This is a genomic window from Microbispora amethystogenes (genome assembly GCF_016863015.1).
Taxonomy (GTDB): domain Bacteria; phylum Actinomycetota; class Actinomycetes; order Streptosporangiales; family Streptosporangiaceae; genus Microbispora; species Microbispora amethystogenes.
In genome coordinates, this window is the sequence record NZ_BOOB01000042.1 from 71,395 (window position 1) to 85,443 (window position 14,049).

At 70.3% G+C, this 14,049-nt stretch carries 12 protein-coding genes, 1 tRNA gene and 2 pseudogenes; 11 read left to right on the top strand and 4 right to left on the bottom strand.

Going from position 1 to position 14,049, the window contains the following annotated elements:
- Positions 1 to 3: 3 nt before the first annotated feature.
- Positions 4 to 1,209, bottom strand: coding sequence for a cytochrome P450 family protein (locus Mam01_RS26405; protein WP_225311975.1), 1,206 nt, complete (start codon positions 1,207 to 1,209; stop codon positions 4 to 6).
- A 250-nt stretch (positions 1,210 to 1,459) separates the two neighbouring features.
- Here Mam01_RS26405 and Mam01_RS26410 point away from each other — a divergent pair, with 250 nt between their 5' ends.
- The 3 genes from Mam01_RS26410 to Mam01_RS26420 all read left to right on the top strand — a co-directional run bounded on the left by Mam01_RS26410 (position 1,460) and on the right by Mam01_RS26420 (position 4,157).
- Positions 1,460 to 2,260: a uracil-DNA glycosylase gene (locus tag Mam01_RS26410; RefSeq protein WP_204287882.1), complete on the top strand. Its 801-nt coding sequence runs from the start codon at positions 1,460 to 1,462 to the stop codon at positions 2,258 to 2,260.
- 163 nt (positions 2,261 to 2,423) lie between these two features.
- Complete coding sequence (locus tag Mam01_RS26415) at positions 2,424 to 3,782, top strand: NAD(P)/FAD-dependent oxidoreductase (protein ID WP_150937639.1); 1,359 nt, start codon at positions 2,424 to 2,426, stop codon at positions 3,780 to 3,782.
- A 302-nt stretch (positions 3,783 to 4,084) separates the two neighbouring features.
- Positions 4,085 to 4,157 (top strand) — tRNA-Leu (locus tag Mam01_RS26420).
- A gap of 502 nt (positions 4,158 to 4,659) precedes the next feature.
- On the opposite strand, the gene Mam01_RS26425 is transcribed toward Mam01_RS26420, so the two are convergent.
- The gene (locus Mam01_RS26425) at positions 4,660 to 5,112 is read right to left on the bottom strand and encodes a MarR family winged helix-turn-helix transcriptional regulator (RefSeq protein ID WP_204287883.1); all 453 of its coding nucleotides are present in this window, start codon (positions 5,110 to 5,112) and stop codon (positions 4,660 to 4,662) included.
- A 168-nt stretch (positions 5,113 to 5,280) separates the two neighbouring features.
- Between Mam01_RS26425 and Mam01_RS26430 the strand changes: the two genes are divergently transcribed.
- From Mam01_RS26430 to Mam01_RS26460, 8 genes and pseudogenes are all read left to right on the top strand, one after another.
- Positions 5,281 to 6,264, top strand: coding sequence for an NAD-dependent epimerase/dehydratase family protein (locus Mam01_RS26430; RefSeq protein ID WP_204287884.1), 984 nt, complete (start codon positions 5,281 to 5,283; stop codon positions 6,262 to 6,264).
- A gap of 94 nt (positions 6,265 to 6,358) precedes the next feature.
- Positions 6,359 to 6,589, top strand: a pseudogene (locus tag Mam01_RS36950) (LLM class flavin-dependent oxidoreductase); the annotation flags it as partial.
- A 255-nt stretch (positions 6,590 to 6,844) separates the two neighbouring features.
- A pseudogene (locus Mam01_RS37870) lies at positions 6,845 to 7,026 on the top strand (IS1634 family transposase); the annotation flags it as partial.
- A 282-nt stretch (positions 7,027 to 7,308) separates the two neighbouring features.
- Complete coding sequence (locus Mam01_RS26440; RefSeq protein WP_204287886.1) at positions 7,309 to 8,271, top strand: Clp protease N-terminal domain-containing protein; 963 nt, start codon at positions 7,309 to 7,311, stop codon at positions 8,269 to 8,271.
- Positions 8,268 to 9,419 carry an asparaginase gene (locus tag Mam01_RS26445; RefSeq protein ID WP_204287887.1) on the top strand — a complete coding sequence of 384 codons (1,152 nt, stop codon included), beginning with the start codon at positions 8,268 to 8,270 and terminating at the stop codon, positions 9,417 to 9,419. Before Mam01_RS26440 ends, Mam01_RS26445 begins: the two co-directional genes overlap by 4 nt.
- Positions 9,420 to 9,602: 183 nt before the next feature.
- A complete protein-coding gene (locus Mam01_RS26450; protein WP_204287888.1) occupies positions 9,603 to 10,388 on the top strand; it encodes a Bax inhibitor-1/YccA family protein in 786 nt (261 codons plus the stop codon).
- A gap of 231 nt (positions 10,389 to 10,619) precedes the next feature.
- On the top strand, positions 10,620 to 10,838 hold the full coding sequence (locus tag Mam01_RS26455; protein WP_117410461.1) for a DUF4287 domain-containing protein: 219 nt from the start codon (positions 10,620 to 10,622) through the stop codon (positions 10,836 to 10,838).
- A gap of 58 nt (positions 10,839 to 10,896) precedes the next feature.
- Positions 10,897 to 11,307, top strand: coding sequence for a PPOX class F420-dependent oxidoreductase (locus Mam01_RS26460; protein ID WP_150937659.1), 411 nt, complete (start codon positions 10,897 to 10,899; stop codon positions 11,305 to 11,307).
- Between the two features lie 52 nt (positions 11,308 to 11,359).
- On the opposite strand, the gene Mam01_RS26465 is transcribed toward Mam01_RS26460, so the two are convergent.
- Both Mam01_RS26465 and Mam01_RS26470 read right to left on the bottom strand, forming a co-directional pair.
- Positions 11,360 to 12,577, bottom strand: coding sequence for an acetyl-CoA C-acetyltransferase (locus tag Mam01_RS26465; RefSeq protein WP_204287889.1), 1,218 nt, complete (start codon positions 12,575 to 12,577; stop codon positions 11,360 to 11,362).
- Positions 12,578 to 12,668: 91 nt separating this feature from the next.
- Positions 12,669 to 14,030, bottom strand: coding sequence for an outer membrane protein assembly factor BamB family protein (locus Mam01_RS26470; protein WP_204287890.1), 1,362 nt, complete (start codon positions 14,028 to 14,030; stop codon positions 12,669 to 12,671).
- Positions 14,031 to 14,049: the final 19 nt, after the last annotated feature.

A 14,049-nucleotide genomic window follows, 5' to 3' on the forward strand; every position in this document is an offset into this window, starting at 1 on the left:
CGGTCAGGCGCGCAGCCGGACCGGGAGGGAGAACAGGCCGCGCATGATCATGCTCGGCCACCAGCGCAGCTCGGCCGGGTCGACGGCGAGGGCCAGATCGGGGAAGCGCTCCAGCACCCTGCCGATCGCGGCCTCGCCCTCGACCTTGGCCAGGGCGGCGCCGATGCAGTAGTGGGCCCCCCGGCCGAAGGCGAGATGGGGCTCGCCGATCCGGCCCGGCGCGAACGTGTCCGGGTCGGCGAAGGCGGCGGGGTCCCGGTTGGCCGCCGGCAGCGAGACGAGGATCGGCTCTCCGGGCAGCATCTCCTGGCCGCCGATCACGACCGGCTCGGTCGGGAAGCGCCAGGTGGCGTTCCGTACGGGACCGTCGTAGCGAAGGATCTCGTCGATGTAGTCGGGCAGCAGGGCGGGATCGTCGCGCAGGGCCCGCGCCTGGGCGGGATGCCGCAGCAGCGCGAGGAGGCCGTTGCCGATCAGCGCCACCGTCGTCTCGTGACCCGCGACGAGCAGCAGGAACGCGGTCGAGGTCAGCTCGTCCTTGTCGATCTCGCCCTGGTTGGACCGCCGTACGAGGTCGGTGAGCAGGTCGCTCCCCGGCCTCGACCGTTTGAGCTCGACCAAGTCGTCGAGGAACGCCTCCAGGGCGTCGGTGGCCCGGGCGATCTCCTCCACCTCCGACGCCGCGGCGGAGTCGATCACCGAGGCGTGCCGGTGGAAGACGGCCCGGTCCTCCTCGGGCACGCCGAGCAGGTCGCAGATGATCGCGATCGGCAGGGGATAGGCGAGACCGGCGACCAGGTCCGCCTCCGGGCCGTCGAGACGGTCGAGGAGGTCGTCGGTGATCTCCAGTGCCCGGGCCCGCAGCCCGGCGATCCGCCGGGGCGTGAAGGCCGCGCTGACGACACGGCGCAGCCGCGCGTGGTCGGCCCCGTCCGCATTGATCATGTGGCGGGCGAGCGACGGCCGGTGATCGAGGGGCAGGCCGAGACCGGCGGCCCGCCACTCCGGCGAACCCGCGGCCGGGTCCTTGGCGAGCGACGGGTGGGTCAGCGTGGCGACGGCGTCCTCGTACCGCGTGACCAGCCACGCGTCGCAGCCGGGCAGCGGCACGCGGCTGACCGGCGCGTTGCGCCGCAGCCAGTCGAAGGCGGGATAGGGATCGGCGTCGAAGGCGGGGCCGAACAGCGGGGGGCATGGGTCGGTGGACACGGGCCGGTACGTACCCACCTCCAGTGCGACGGAAAAGATCGAATCTTTCTCGGTGTTTGCCCTCACGGCACTCACGGCACGCGCCCGCTCGTTCACTCGCCCATCCGCGCCCATCCGCGCCCATCCGCCCCCACCCGCGCTCACGCGGGCCGGGCGGGCCGGTCCCCGGGCGTCGTGACCGGCGGTCGCGGGCATCGTGAGAGCCGGCTTCCGGCCGACGCATCCCCGTCAACCTGGCACGATCGGTGACATGAGCTTCGTTCCTCCCGGTTCCGGCTGGCCGGGCGACCCCGCCGGCCCCGGCACCCCCGTCGCCCGTGACGCCCACGAGGTCGCCAAGCTCGCGGCCGAGAGCCGTACGCTCGCGGACCTGACGGCCAGGCAGTCGGTGTGCCGGGCCTGCCCCCGGCTCGTCGAATGGCGGGAGGAGGTCGCCGACGTGAAGCGGCGGGCGTTCGCGGATGAGACCTACTGGGGCCGGCCGATCGCGGGCTGGGGCGACGACGCGCCGCACACGCTGATCGTGGGCCTGGCCCCCGCCGCGCACGGAGGCAACCGTACCGGGCGGATCTTCACCGGCGACCGCAGCGGCGACTGGCTGTTCGCCTCGCTGCACCGCACCGGGCTCGCCGCGAAGGAGACCAGCGTCCACGCGGGCGACGGCCAGCGGCTGATCGGAGCCCGGATGATGGCGGCCGTGCGCTGCGCGCCGCCCGCCAACAAGCCGACCCCCGAGGAACGCGACACCTGCTTCCCCTGGCTCGCCGCGGAACTGGCGCTGGTCGCCGGAACGACCCGGGTGATCGTGGCCCTCGGCGGCTTCGCCTGGCAGGCGGTCTGGCCCGCGCTGCGCGCGGCGGGCTTCACCCTGCCGTCCCGCAGGCCCGGGTTCGGGCACGCCGTCGAGGTGCCGCTCGTCCACGGCGCGACGCCCGTCACCCTCATCGGCTGCTACCACCCCAGCCAGCAGAACACCTTCACCGGACGGGTGACGGCGGAGATGCTCGACGCCGTCTTCGCCCGCGCCGCTGCCCTCGGGGCCACCGCCTGACCATGCTTGTGAACGGATTCACGAATGTGAACCCGATCACTCCCGGAATATCGCCGGAATTTTTTGCCGGAACATCGCCGACGGATGACCAAGTGGGGAAAATCACTCGACCTTCGGCCCTTGCTCGATGGCCTCGTGGCCAACTCGTGACGTAAGCTTGTGAATGGTTTCACAAGCCTTGGAGGGCATCGTGGCAGACCGCAAGCCGCAGCACATCGTCATCGTCGGCGGTGGATACGTGGGCCTCTACTCGGCTCTTCGTCTCCAGCGCACGCTCCGTCGTGAGCTCCGTGACGGCAGCGTGCGGATCACGCTCATCGACCCGCAGTCGTACATGACCTACCAGCCGTTCCTGCCCGAGGCGGCGGCCGGCAACATTTCGCCGCGCCACGTCGTTGCGCCGCTGCGCCGGGTGCTGCCGAAGGTCCGCATCCTCAACGGCAGGGTCTCCAAGGTGCACCACGAGGCCCGTACGGTCACCTTCGAGCCCCCGGCGGGCCAGTCGAGGGAGATCGAGTACGACGTCATCGTCATGGCCGCCGGGTCGATCTCGCGGACGCTGCCCATCCCCGGCCTGGAGGACGCGGCCATCGGCTTCAAGAGCGTCGGCGAGGCCATCGCCCTGCGCAACCGGGTCCTCGCCCTCCTCGACCGCGCCGAGTCGGCCGAGGACGAGGACGTGCGCCGCCGGGCGCTCACCTTCGTCGTGGTCGGCGGCGGCTTCGCGGGCATCGAGGCGCTCGCCGAGCTGGAGGACATGACCGAGGACGCGATCAAGTACTACCCGGGCATCGACAAGAAGGACCTGCGCTGGGTCCTCATTGAGGCGTCCAACCGCATCCTCCCCGAGGTCGGCCCCGAGATGGGCGAGTGGACCGCCGAGCAGCTCCGCGAGCGCGGCATCGAGCTCAAGATGGAGACGTTCCTGCAGTCCTGCGAGGGCGGCCTGGTCAAGACCTCCGACGGCGACGAGTTCGAGTCGGCCACGATCGTCTGGACCGCCGGGGTCAAGCCCAGCCCGATCGTCAACTCCACCGACCTGCCGCTCGACGAGCGCGGCCGGATCAAGACCACCACCCGCCTGACCGTCGCGGGCGTCAAGGGCGCCTTCGCCGCCGGCGACATCGCGGGCGTGCCCGACGTGACCAACCCCGGCCAGTTCTGCGCCCCCAACGCCCAGCACGCCGTACGGCAGGCCCGGGTTCTGGGCGACAACATCACCGCGTACCTGCGCGGGGAGGAGCTGAAGGACTACCGGCACAAGTACGTCGGGTCGGTCGCGGGCCTGGGCCTCCACCGGGGCGTCGCCAACGTCTACGGCATCAAGCTGCGCGGTCTCCCCGCCTGGTTCATGCACCGCACCTACCACCTGTCGCGGGTGCCCACCGTCAACCGCAAGGTGCGGGTGGTCATGGACTGGACGCTGTCGCTGTTCTTCAAGCGGGAGACGATCTCCCTGGGCGAGATCGAGCACCCGCGCGACGAGTTCCGGGCCGCCGCCAAAAGCGGGCTCAAGCGCTGAGCCTCCGGCCGGGCGCCGCCACGGCGGAGCCCGGACCCCGCCTGAACGGACCCCGGCCTGGACGGCCCGGCGCTCAACCGCCGGGCCGTTTCGCGCTCTCCACGGCCCTGACCGGTGATGTCATAGAAGCGTGACCCGATGTCGGATCGCCGCCGGATCGCGGTCCGGGCGCTCCCGGAGGGTCTCCCGTTCCTTGACCGGTCGGCGCCCACAGGCGCCGTTCACGGGCCGTGGAAAGGGGGACAAGCCGCGTAAGACGTAACTTGCTTACAGAGGAGTGATCCGTGACATATGATCGCGGCGCCCCCGTAGCCCAATGGCAGAGGCAAGCCCCTTAAAAGGGCTGTGGTGTGGGTTCGAGTCCCACCGGGGGCACCGAGTGCCGCCTCGCCCATTCAGCCCGTGACCTGCGGGAGCGTGCCCACGGGCCGATCGTATCCGTCCGGCTGAGTTCGGCCGAATACGAGCGTCCACGAGAAGCCGTGCCCGTAGTGTGCCCGTGGCGTACCCGCGATTTATTTCTCGCCCAGAGCATCGGCAATGCGCTGACGAGCCTGTTCTTCCTGGCCTGCAATGCACTTCGCGTAGACGTGAAGCAGGACGGCGACGCTGTGTCCCGCCCACTCCGCGACCTGCGGAGCGGGCACTCCGGCGTTGAGCCACGTCGACACCGCTGCATGACGAAGGTCGTAAGGCCGCTTCGCGAGTGGGGAGGCGAACTCCTCTTCGGTCAGCGCCGCCTTCCGGGCCTTACGCCACACCCGGTGATACGTGCTCTGTTGTGAGACATGGGACCACGGCGCTCACTCCTCGTCGGCACCGGTGAGCGGGAACACCGCGCCCGACTTGTCAGGCTCGGCGAGGCGCGCTCAGCACGTCACTCGCCGACGACTGGCGTCTCGTCGGCGCTGAGAACCCCCAGAATCTCGACCAGTGTGGACAGCTGTTCCGCGGTGAGTGGACTGAACAGCTCTTCCGCCGCCAGTTCGTAGCTGGTCGTCCAGTCCTGAGCCAGCGCGGCTCCTTGCGGGGTCACCCGGAGGAATACGGACCGGCGGTCGTCCGCGCTGGCCTGGCGTTCGAGCAGTCCGTCGCGGACGAGCGCCTCGACGAGGGACGAAGCGGTCCCTTGAGTGATGCCGACTGCGAGAGCGAGCTCGGTGACACGAACCGGCTGTGACCGCGCCACCTCGACCACCAGGCGGGACCTCGGTGTTGACACGCCGTGCTCACCCAGACGTTCGTTGAAGTGACGCACGAGGATCTTCGCCGCACGACTGAACTCGTCGGCCACCCGCGCCGCGGTCACACGTTCCCTCGCGCTGGACATCGCCACCTCCTACTTGACGCACCATCCTACGGCAGGTTACATAGACATCGATACATCGACGCCAAACCATTTGACGGCAATGCGCTGGGCGAGTGGTCACACCGCTCGCCCGCCCTGCGGGACGCGAACCAGCTGCACACGAGAAAGTGCGCACAAAGGAGTGGAAGCATGAAGATTTTCGTCACCGGCGGCAGCGGTTTCGTCGGCAGTGCCCTCGTCCATCGCCTCGTCGCCGAGGGACACGAGGTCTTGGCACTCGCCAGGTCGGGCGCAAGCATCCATCGCGTGCGTGCGACTGGAGCCGACCCGGTCCCCGGCGATCTCGCCGACCTCCGCAAGACCGATCCCCATGCGCGGCCGTGGCTCGCCAGGCTGGAGGAAGTCGACACGGTCGTGCACCTCGCGGCTCACATGGAGTTCTGGGGACCCGACTCTCTCTTCGAACATGCCAACCTCGTGCCGACAGTGGCCCTGCACGCGGCGAGCGTTGCCGCCGGGGTGCGACGGTTCGTGCTGGTAAGTGCCGCATCCGTCTCCACTGGTAGCCAACGTCGTCCCGTCGTCGACGAACTCACTCCGGAAGGCAAGCCGAACATCGCCTACAGCCGGGTCAAGCTGGCCACCGAGCGCGCACTGCTGAACGCCCGTAGCGGGAAGACCGAACTGGTGGTGCTCCGGCCGCCGTTCATCTGGGGCCGCGGGATGGCGACCCTCGACGACCTGACCAAGGTCGCCGAGGCCGGACGGTTCTCCTGGATCGACAACGGCAGGCACACCGTCGATTTCGTACACGTCGAAAACCTGGTCAGCTCAATCGTCCTTGCGCTCACGCACGGTCGGGACGGGGGCGTCTACTACATCACCGACGGCACCCCGATGCCCATCCGGGACTTCCTCACTCCCTTGCTGGCAACGTGTGGCGTGGACTTGTCCAAGAGCCGCAGCGTGCCCATGGCGATCGCGGCACCCATGGCGGCGATGATGGATCGCACCGCACGCCTGCTTCGCCGAAAGACGGCACCCCCGCTGACGAACTGGCTTGTCGGCTGGACCGGCCGCGACCGTTCCTACGACATCACCGCCGCGAGGACCGAACTGGGTTACTCGCCTGATGTGACCCTGGAGAAGGGCTTGGCAGAGATGAAGTCTTAACTTGTCTTCTCATCTGTTCGGCCGATCTCGTCATCCTCGCGGCCATCCGGTTATTTCAAGATCGTTGTGGACGTACGAAGGTCTGCTGCGCCCGATGGCGCCGTTGCTTCCCGGTCCCGACGGCGAGCTGGAGCGCATCCCTGACGTCTACCGCGTCACCTTCGAGCCCTTGCAGACCCTGAGCCACTTGGCCGCACTCACCAGCCGCATCACCCTGGGCACCAACATTGTCAACCCACTGTTCCAGCTACCGGTCGTACTGGCACGCAGGTACGCCACACTCGACCAGTTCAGCGACGGCCGGGTCATCGCCGGGTTCGGCCAGGGATGGATCCGGCGTCAGCCAACGCGGCTCCTGCGTTCGTGCACACGGACATCACCTACATCAACGCCCGGACAGGCTGGCTCTACCTCGCCACTGTGATCGATCTCGGATCACGGGGCGGGGCCACCGCCGACCAGCTGCGGTAACTCCATCCGCAGCCGATGGCGGGGGTGAGATACGGCTGCGTACGGCATGATCCCGGACACAACTGCCCTGATCACGAACCATCGCCCGCGTGTAGCGAGTTAGCCGGCAAGGTCGCTCGGCAGGACAAGCCGGCGGCAGATCAACCGTGAAACGAGCCGTCTCAAGCAGGTGACCCTGGCCGGCGAGGTCGGCACGATCGTTCAGATGGCCCCGCTCCCCCCCAGGGGGCCATCTACCAGGCGCTCTCCATCACCCCGCCGCCATGGCTCTCCGCGTTCGACCCCGCCTGACCGCAGGCGATCAAGGCTGGGAGGGCGTAGGCACACGCCACCTTCCGGCCCTACACGCGTTTCCTCAGCTCAACCCGCAAATTCAGGAGCCTGTGTGCCTACCGACTGCGGAACCCGGGAAATCCTCTGGGCAGGAATTTCGGTGACGAGGTATCCGCCCTTCCTCTGTAATCGGGCGGTCGCGGTGAACCAGACGGTTCCTTCGGTGGTTCCTCTGCCTCTGGAAACGTCGGCGTCGCTTGGCCCGTAGACATGTAACCCCTACGGGGGTACAACGGGGTTATGCCGAAAATCAATGTGTATCTGCCGGACGATCTGGCGGAGGCGGTCAAGGAGGCCTCACTCCCGGTCTCCGCGATCTGCCAGCGGGCGCTGGAGCAGGCCGTACGGCGGGTGACCGCCATCCGCGAGAGCATCCTCGGCGACCTGCAGATCGACGATCCCCGGCTGTCGCACTTCACGCCGCGGACCCGCGCGGTCTTCCGGCTCGCGCTGGAACGGGCCCGGGACGAGGGCGCCTCCGGCGTCGGCACCGAGCACCTGCTGGCGGCGATACTGGCCGAGGGCACCAACCTGGCGCTGCACGTCCTGCGGGCCATGGAGATCGAACCCGCGCTGGTCGAGCGTGACCTGGCGGCCCGCCGCCCCGCCGTACGGCAGGGGGCCGACCAGGCCGAGCGGTCCGGGGAGAGCGCGCCCGAGACGGGCGAGGAGCCCGCGCGGGAGGCTGGCGGCGAGCCGGCCGCCGGGCGGTTCGACACCCTGGCGGCGAACGCTCTGGAGCTGGCGGTCGCCGAGGCCCAGGCGCTCGGGCACAACTACATCGGGTGTGAGCACCTGCTGCTCGGCCTGGCCGCCGAGCCCGAGGGGATCGCCGGAGAGGTGCTGCGGGCGCGGGGGGCCGAGCCCCGCCTCACCCGCCGTACGGTCGTCGCGGCGCTCGCCGGCTACGTCCACCTGCGGGCACAGGGCCAGGAGGCCGCGGTTTCCGTGCAGGGCGGCGCGGGACACGGCGGTGCGGCACCACAGGGCGGGACCGGACAGGGCGGTGCGGCGCAGGGGGGTGTGGCGACGGGTGGCGCGGCGACGGGCGGCGCGGCGACGGGCGGCGCGGCGCAGATCCGGGAAGCCGTCCAGATGGTGGCGGCCATGGTCCGCCGGGAGATCGCGCCGCTCCTCGAACGCGTCGAGCGTCTGGAGCGGCACACCGGCGTCGCCGCACCGGCCGAGGACGAGGCGCCGTGACCGCACGGGTGCTGCTGGTCGCCACGGGCGACGTCATGGCGTACGCCCGGCGGACCTCGCGGCCGGGCCTGGCGACGGCGGACGACCTCCTGGCCGCAGTGTCCCGCGACCCCGGCACGGACCCCGGCGTCGGCAGCGGTGGGGACCTTGACGCGAATCACGGTGCGGACTTCGGCACGGACCTCGGTGCGGATCTTGCCGCGGATCTGGGCGGAGCCCTCGGTGCGGGCTTCTGCTCGGATCTCGGCGGGGATCTCGGCAGGGGTTCCCGCTGGGATCTTGGCGCGGATCTCGGCCTGGAGGTCGTGACCGAGGACGTACGGGCCGAGCCGAGCTGGGACACCTCTCCCGCCACGATGCTGGCGCTGGCCCGGCGGGTGCGTACGGCCCTGCTCGACGAGGGGTTCGACGGTGTGGTCGTCACCCACGGCCTGGACACCGTCGAGGAGACGGCCTTCCTCACCGACCTCCTCGCGGGGCCGGCCGCGCACCGGGGCGGCATCGTGTTCACCGGGGCCGTACGGCCGCTCGACGCGTTGTCGAGTGACGGGCCGCGCAACCTCGCGTCGTCCCTGGTCGCGGCGGCCGGCCCCGCTCTGCGAGGAGCGGGCGCGGTGGTGTGCGCGGGCGACGAACTGCACGCGGCCCGATGGGTGACCATGGTGGACGCGACGGCCGTGACGGCTCTTTCCTCCGCTCCCGCGCCGGTGCTCGGCCGGGTCGTGGACGGCGGGGCCGAGATGTGCGCGGCGCCGCCGCCCCGGCCCCCGGAGCCGGAGGGGGAGCCGGAGACGAACGTGGCATTGATCAAGACCTACCCCGAGATGGACCCCGTGCTCCTCACGGCCGTCGTGGACGCCGGGGCCAGGGGAGTCGTGCTGGAGGGCACCGGCGCCGGGAACGTCCCCGTCGGGCTGTTCGCGGCGATCAGCGAACTGGCCGAGTGGGACATCCCGGTGGTGGTCGCCTCGCGGTGCCGCACCCGGGCGGTTCCCTTGGAGGCACTGCCGCCCGGCTACGGGCTCGCGGCGAAGGTCGGCGCGATCGGCGCCCGCGGGCTCGCTCCGGTCAAGGCGCGGTACGCCCTGATGGCGGCCCTCGGCGGAGGTGGGCGGCAGGCCGTACGGGACTGGTTCGCCCGGCTCTGACTCCACCGGGAGTCCCGGCTTTTTTCCTTACCCGGTGGCGGGAACCCGGCCGGAGGGCCGAACGTTGCCATTGTGGCGGGGTGGCGTTCCATGTGTGCTGAGCTCGAGGAACACCGCCCCCCGGGCATGTCCCCACTGGCCGCCCCAGCGGCTGATCGGCAAGTCGCGTCCTGGAGGAAGCGGATGGAGAGCAAGAACCCCATATTCAGTCGGCGTGGAGCGGCTGGTCAGCAGACGTGGACCGGCCCGACGCCCAGCGCGCGTGAACTGAACGACATGTACGCCGCCCCCTCCTACGCTCCGCCGTCCGAGCGCGCCATGACGATGGATGACGTCGTCATGCGCGGCTTCATGACGCTCGGCACGCTCGTCGTCTCGGCCGCCCTGGCGTGGTACTTCAACGTCGGCTGGGGGCTCGCGGCCCCCGCGATGATCGTGGGCCTGATCCTCGGGCTCATCGTGTCGTTCAAGCAGAGCACGAACCCGGCGCTGATCCTCGGCTACTCCCTCTGCTACGGCATCGCCATCGGCGTGCTGAGCCACATGTACGAGACGGTGTACAACGGCATCGTCCTGCAGGCCGTGCTCGGCACGATGGTCGCCTTCGGCGGCACGCTCGCGGTGTACGCACTGAAGATCTTCCGGCCGACGCCGAAGTTCGCCAAGTTCGTGGTCGCCGCCGCGTTCGGGGCGATCGGCCTCATGCTGATCAACTGGATCGCGAGCATCTTCGTCAGCGGCGGCCTGGGCCTGCGCACCGACAGCCCGATCGGCTGGATCTTCAGCATCGGCATGATCCTGCTGGGCTGCTTCTTCCTGCTGCTCGACTTCAGCGAGATCGAGCAGGGGGTGCGGGCCGGCGTGCCGGAGCGCTACTCCTGGCTGATGGCGTTCGGCCTGACGCTGAGCCTCGTCTGGCTCTACCTGGAGATCCTCCGGTTCATCAGCTACTTCACGAACAACGACTAGCGGGTGCCCGCCGGGCCTGCCGAAGGTCCACCGGGCGCCTCCCACTCACCGTGTGAGCAGGGCGCCGTTCCTCCCGGAGCGGCGCTCTTTTTGGGTGCTATAGCAGGATTCGATGATCGGTTCTGTAAGATTGGATCAACATCCTGTAACAAAACGATGCCGTTGGGGGCTTGTCAAGCGCGGACCGGTGATGCACTGTGACACAAAGCAGCCTTTTCCGTGGAGGTGCCCATGTCGTTGAACCACTCACCGGAGACCCAGACCAAGCTGATCGCCCGCGTCCCGTCCATAACCGGGCGTGAACTCCCCGAGTGGTTCGAAGCCATCGACAACGGTCCGTCGTTCCTGCGCTGTGAGGAGCGGGCCAACTGGCTCGCCGACGAGCACGGGCTGAGCCACGGCTACGCCGCCGCGATCGTCCGCGAGCACGAGCGGCGCCGTCGCTTCTAGCGGCAGGCACGAGCAGGAACGCGCCCGCACCGATCAGGTGCGGGCGCATCATTGTGTTATGGATCTCGACAAGGCGCGTGAGTTCGTCAGGAACAACCACCGAGCGGTCATGCTGACCTGGCATCCGGACGGACGCCCCCAGACCTCCCCGGTCACCGTCGGCTGCGACGAGGACGGCCACATCGTGGTCAGCAGCCGTGAAACCGCCGTGAAGACTCGCAATCTCCGCAACAACCCGCAGGTCGTGCTGACCGTGACGACCGACGCGTTCTTCGGCGCGTGGGTCCAGATCGAGGGCAAGGCGGAGGTCGTCCCGCTGCCCGAGGCGATGGAGCCGCTGGTCCAGTACTACCGCGACATCAGCGGCGAGCACCCGGACTGGGACGACTACCGCGCGGCGATGGTCCGGGACAAGCGCGTGATCATCCGCATCGAGCCCACCCGCGCCGGCCCCGACCACCACGGCTGACCGTCCGAGACAACCACCCGCGCCGGGAGCCGGTCCCGGCGCGGGGGCTTGCTCAGGACAGCCGCTCCAGCACCATCGCCATGCCCTGGCCTCCTCCGACGCACATGGTCTCCAGGCCGATCGACCTGTCGTGGAACCGCAGGCTGTTGACCAGCGTGGAGGTGATGCGGGCGCCGGTCATGCCGAACGGGTGGCCCACCGCGATGGCCCCGCCGTTCACGTTGAGCCGGTCGACGTCGATGCCGAGCTCGCGGTAGGAGGGGATCACCTGGGCGGCGAACGCCTCGTTGATCTCGACCAGGTCGACGTCGTCGATCGACATGCCGGCCCGGGCGAGCGCCTGGCGCGACGCCTCGATCGGGCCGAGGCCCATGATCTCGGGAGACAGGCCCGTGACGCCGGTCGACACGATCCGGGCGAGCGGCGTGATGCCCAGCTGGGCCGCCTTGACGTCGCTCATGATGATCACCGCGGCGGCGCCGTCGTTCAGCGGGCAGCAGTTGCCGGCCGTCACCGTGCCGTCCGGCCGGAAGACCGGCTTGAGCTGCGCGACCGCCTCGTACGTCGTGCCGGCCCTGGGGCCGTCGTCCCTGCTCACCACGGTGCCGTCGGGCAGCGTGACCGGGGTGATGTCGGTGTCCCAGAAGCCGTCGGCGATGGCCTTCTCCGCGAGGTTCTGCGAGCGCACGCCGAACTCGTCCTGCTCGCGCCGCGAGACGCCCTTCAGGGCGGCCACGTTCTCGGCGGTCTGTCCCATGGCGATGTAGACGTCGGGCAGCGCGCCGTCCTCACGCGGGTCGTGCCACACCGGGCCCCCGCCCTTCGCGGTCTCCTCCGTCCGGGCCTTGGCACCCTCGAACAGCGGGTTCTGCGCGTCGGGCAGGTCGGAGCTGCCGTTCCCGAAGCGGGAGACGGTCTCGACGCCCGCCGAGACGAACACGTCGCCCTCGCCCGCCCGGATGGCGTGGAAGGCCATCCGGGTCGTCTGGAGCGAGGAGGAGCAGTAGCGGGTCACGGTGGTGCCGGGCACGTTGTCCAGGCCGAGCAGCACCGACACGACCCTGCCCAGGTTGTGCCCCTGCTCGCCGCCCGGGAGGCCGCAGCCCAGCATGAGGTCGTCGATGTCGGCCGGGTCGAGCTGCGGCACCTTCGCCAGCGCGGCGCGGACCATCTGCACGGTCAGGTCGTCGGGACGGATGTCCTTGAGTGACCCCTTGAAGGCGCGGCCGATCGGCGACCGCGCGGTCGCCACGATGACTGCCTCGGGCATGTGACTCTCCTGCCTGAACTCGCGCCCCTCCACCTCGCGGGGCCTCCTTCCCGGAGGTTACCCTCCGGTACGCCGCCCGCCACGCCCTGCCTTACCCGTACATGCCGGGGGCGGTGGTGGTGTGGTCGTTGACGGCGTGCAGGCCGCCCTTCTCGTCGCGCCAGAGGCGCCAGCCGTTCTGGCTGCCGGTGAACCAGGAGGGCGGCGCGGCGGAGGAGCTCTTGCGCTTGCCCGTGGCGAGGTCGAACTCGCACAGGGCCGCGATCGAGTAGAACCCCGGGATCACGCCGCGCAGCGGCAGCGGCTTGGGGTCGGTGACGCAGAACGACCACCCGCTCGCGCCGCTCACCGGGGTCGGCTCGCCGGTGCTGAGGTCGAAGACCGAGCCGGGGGCGTCGCGCTTGAGGAAGCCGAGCCGGTCCATGTCGCGGGGGAAGGCCAGCCACCAGCCCGACCCCGGCACCTGGGCGGGGGTGATCTGCCCCAGGACCCGCCCGCTCTCGGCGTCGAGCCGGGCGAACCCGCCGTACTGGCCCTGCTCGTCCACCGGCCGGACGATCGGCGCGTACGCGGGGTTGCCGCTGGGGTAGACGCGGACGACGGACGGCCGCATCCAGTCGACGGCCCCGTCCGTGAGACGCGCCGAGAACAGGCCGAACGCCGAGGTCCGCTTGGTCTGGGGGTTGGTGTACGGCGCGACGTACCCGACGATCTTGTCGCCGGTCGCGCCGAAGGCCCAGCCTCCGCTCAGGTCGACGCCGGAGCCGAGGGCCTCCTCGATCGGCAACTGCCAGACGGCCTTGCCGTCCTTCAGCGTGCGCGCCTCCAGCACCGGATGCGAGGCCAGCCTGAGCAGCACGACCCTGGCCGGGTCGGACCACTCGACCTCGGCGATGCCGGGCAGGCGCCACATCACCGCGCCGTCGCGGGGGTTCAGCACCACGACGCGGGCGGTGGCGAGCTCGGTGTCCTCCGAGACGCAGACGTACGGCCCGCAGCGCTGCGGGCCGAAGGTGGACCGCATCGGCCGCGTCCACCTCTGCTGCCCGGTGCGCCCGTCCCTGGCGACGAGGGTGACGTTCTTCCCGCCGGCGGGGTCGAGCGCGACCACCACGGACTGGCCGACGCCGGTCTCGACGGTGGCGGGGGCCTGCACCCCCATCCCCGGCAGCCGTCCGGCCATCGTCGCCGGATGCGACCACAGGCGGCGGCCGGTGGTGAGGTCGAGGGCGACGGTCTCCAGCGTGCCGTCGGGCCGCATGGAGGTGGTGGCGGCGACGCCGCCTCCCGTGGTGGCCCGGCTGACCGCGTTCACCTGCGTGTTGTGCCAGGCCGGATCGTCCTTCGCGGCGTCGTCGCCGCCGGAGCAGCCGGTGAGGGCCGTCCCGGCCAGCAGAGCGCTCGCCGCGAGCGCCAGAGCGGGTCTCAGGTGGGTGGACTGGGGCCGGATCATTTCGCTCCTACAGGGGGTG

Coding starts and splice junctions, on each gene's coding strand:
- Mam01_RS26415 (WP_150937639.1), top strand. CDS start 2,424: ATGGTTTCACAAGCCTTGGAGGGCATCGTGGCAGACCGCAAGCCGCAG.
- Mam01_RS26430 (WP_204287884.1), top strand. CDS start 5,281: ATGAAGATTTTCGTCACCGGCGGCAGCGGTTTCGTCGGCAGTGCCCTC.
- Mam01_RS26455 (WP_117410461.1), top strand. CDS start 10,620: ATGTCGTTGAACCACTCACCGGAGACCCAGACCAAGCTGATCGCCCGC.
- Mam01_RS26450 (WP_204287888.1), top strand. CDS start 9,603: ATGGAGAGCAAGAACCCCATATTCAGTCGGCGTGGAGCGGCTGGTCAG.
- Mam01_RS26460 (WP_150937659.1), top strand. CDS start 10,897: ATGGATCTCGACAAGGCGCGTGAGTTCGTCAGGAACAACCACCGAGCG.
- Mam01_RS26465 (WP_204287889.1), bottom strand. CDS start 12,577: ATGCCCGAGGCAGTCATCGTGGCGACCGCGCGGTCGCCGATCGGCCGC.
- Mam01_RS26470 (WP_204287890.1), bottom strand. CDS start 14,030: ATGATCCGGCCCCAGTCCACCCACCTGAGACCCGCTCTGGCGCTCGCG.
- Mam01_RS26410 (WP_204287882.1), top strand. CDS start 1,460: ATGAGCTTCGTTCCTCCCGGTTCCGGCTGGCCGGGCGACCCCGCCGGC.
- Mam01_RS26425 (WP_204287883.1), bottom strand. CDS start 5,112: ATGTCCAGCGCGAGGGAACGTGTGACCGCGGCGCGGGTGGCCGACGAG.
- Mam01_RS26440 (WP_204287886.1), top strand. CDS start 7,309: ATGCCGAAAATCAATGTGTATCTGCCGGACGATCTGGCGGAGGCGGTC.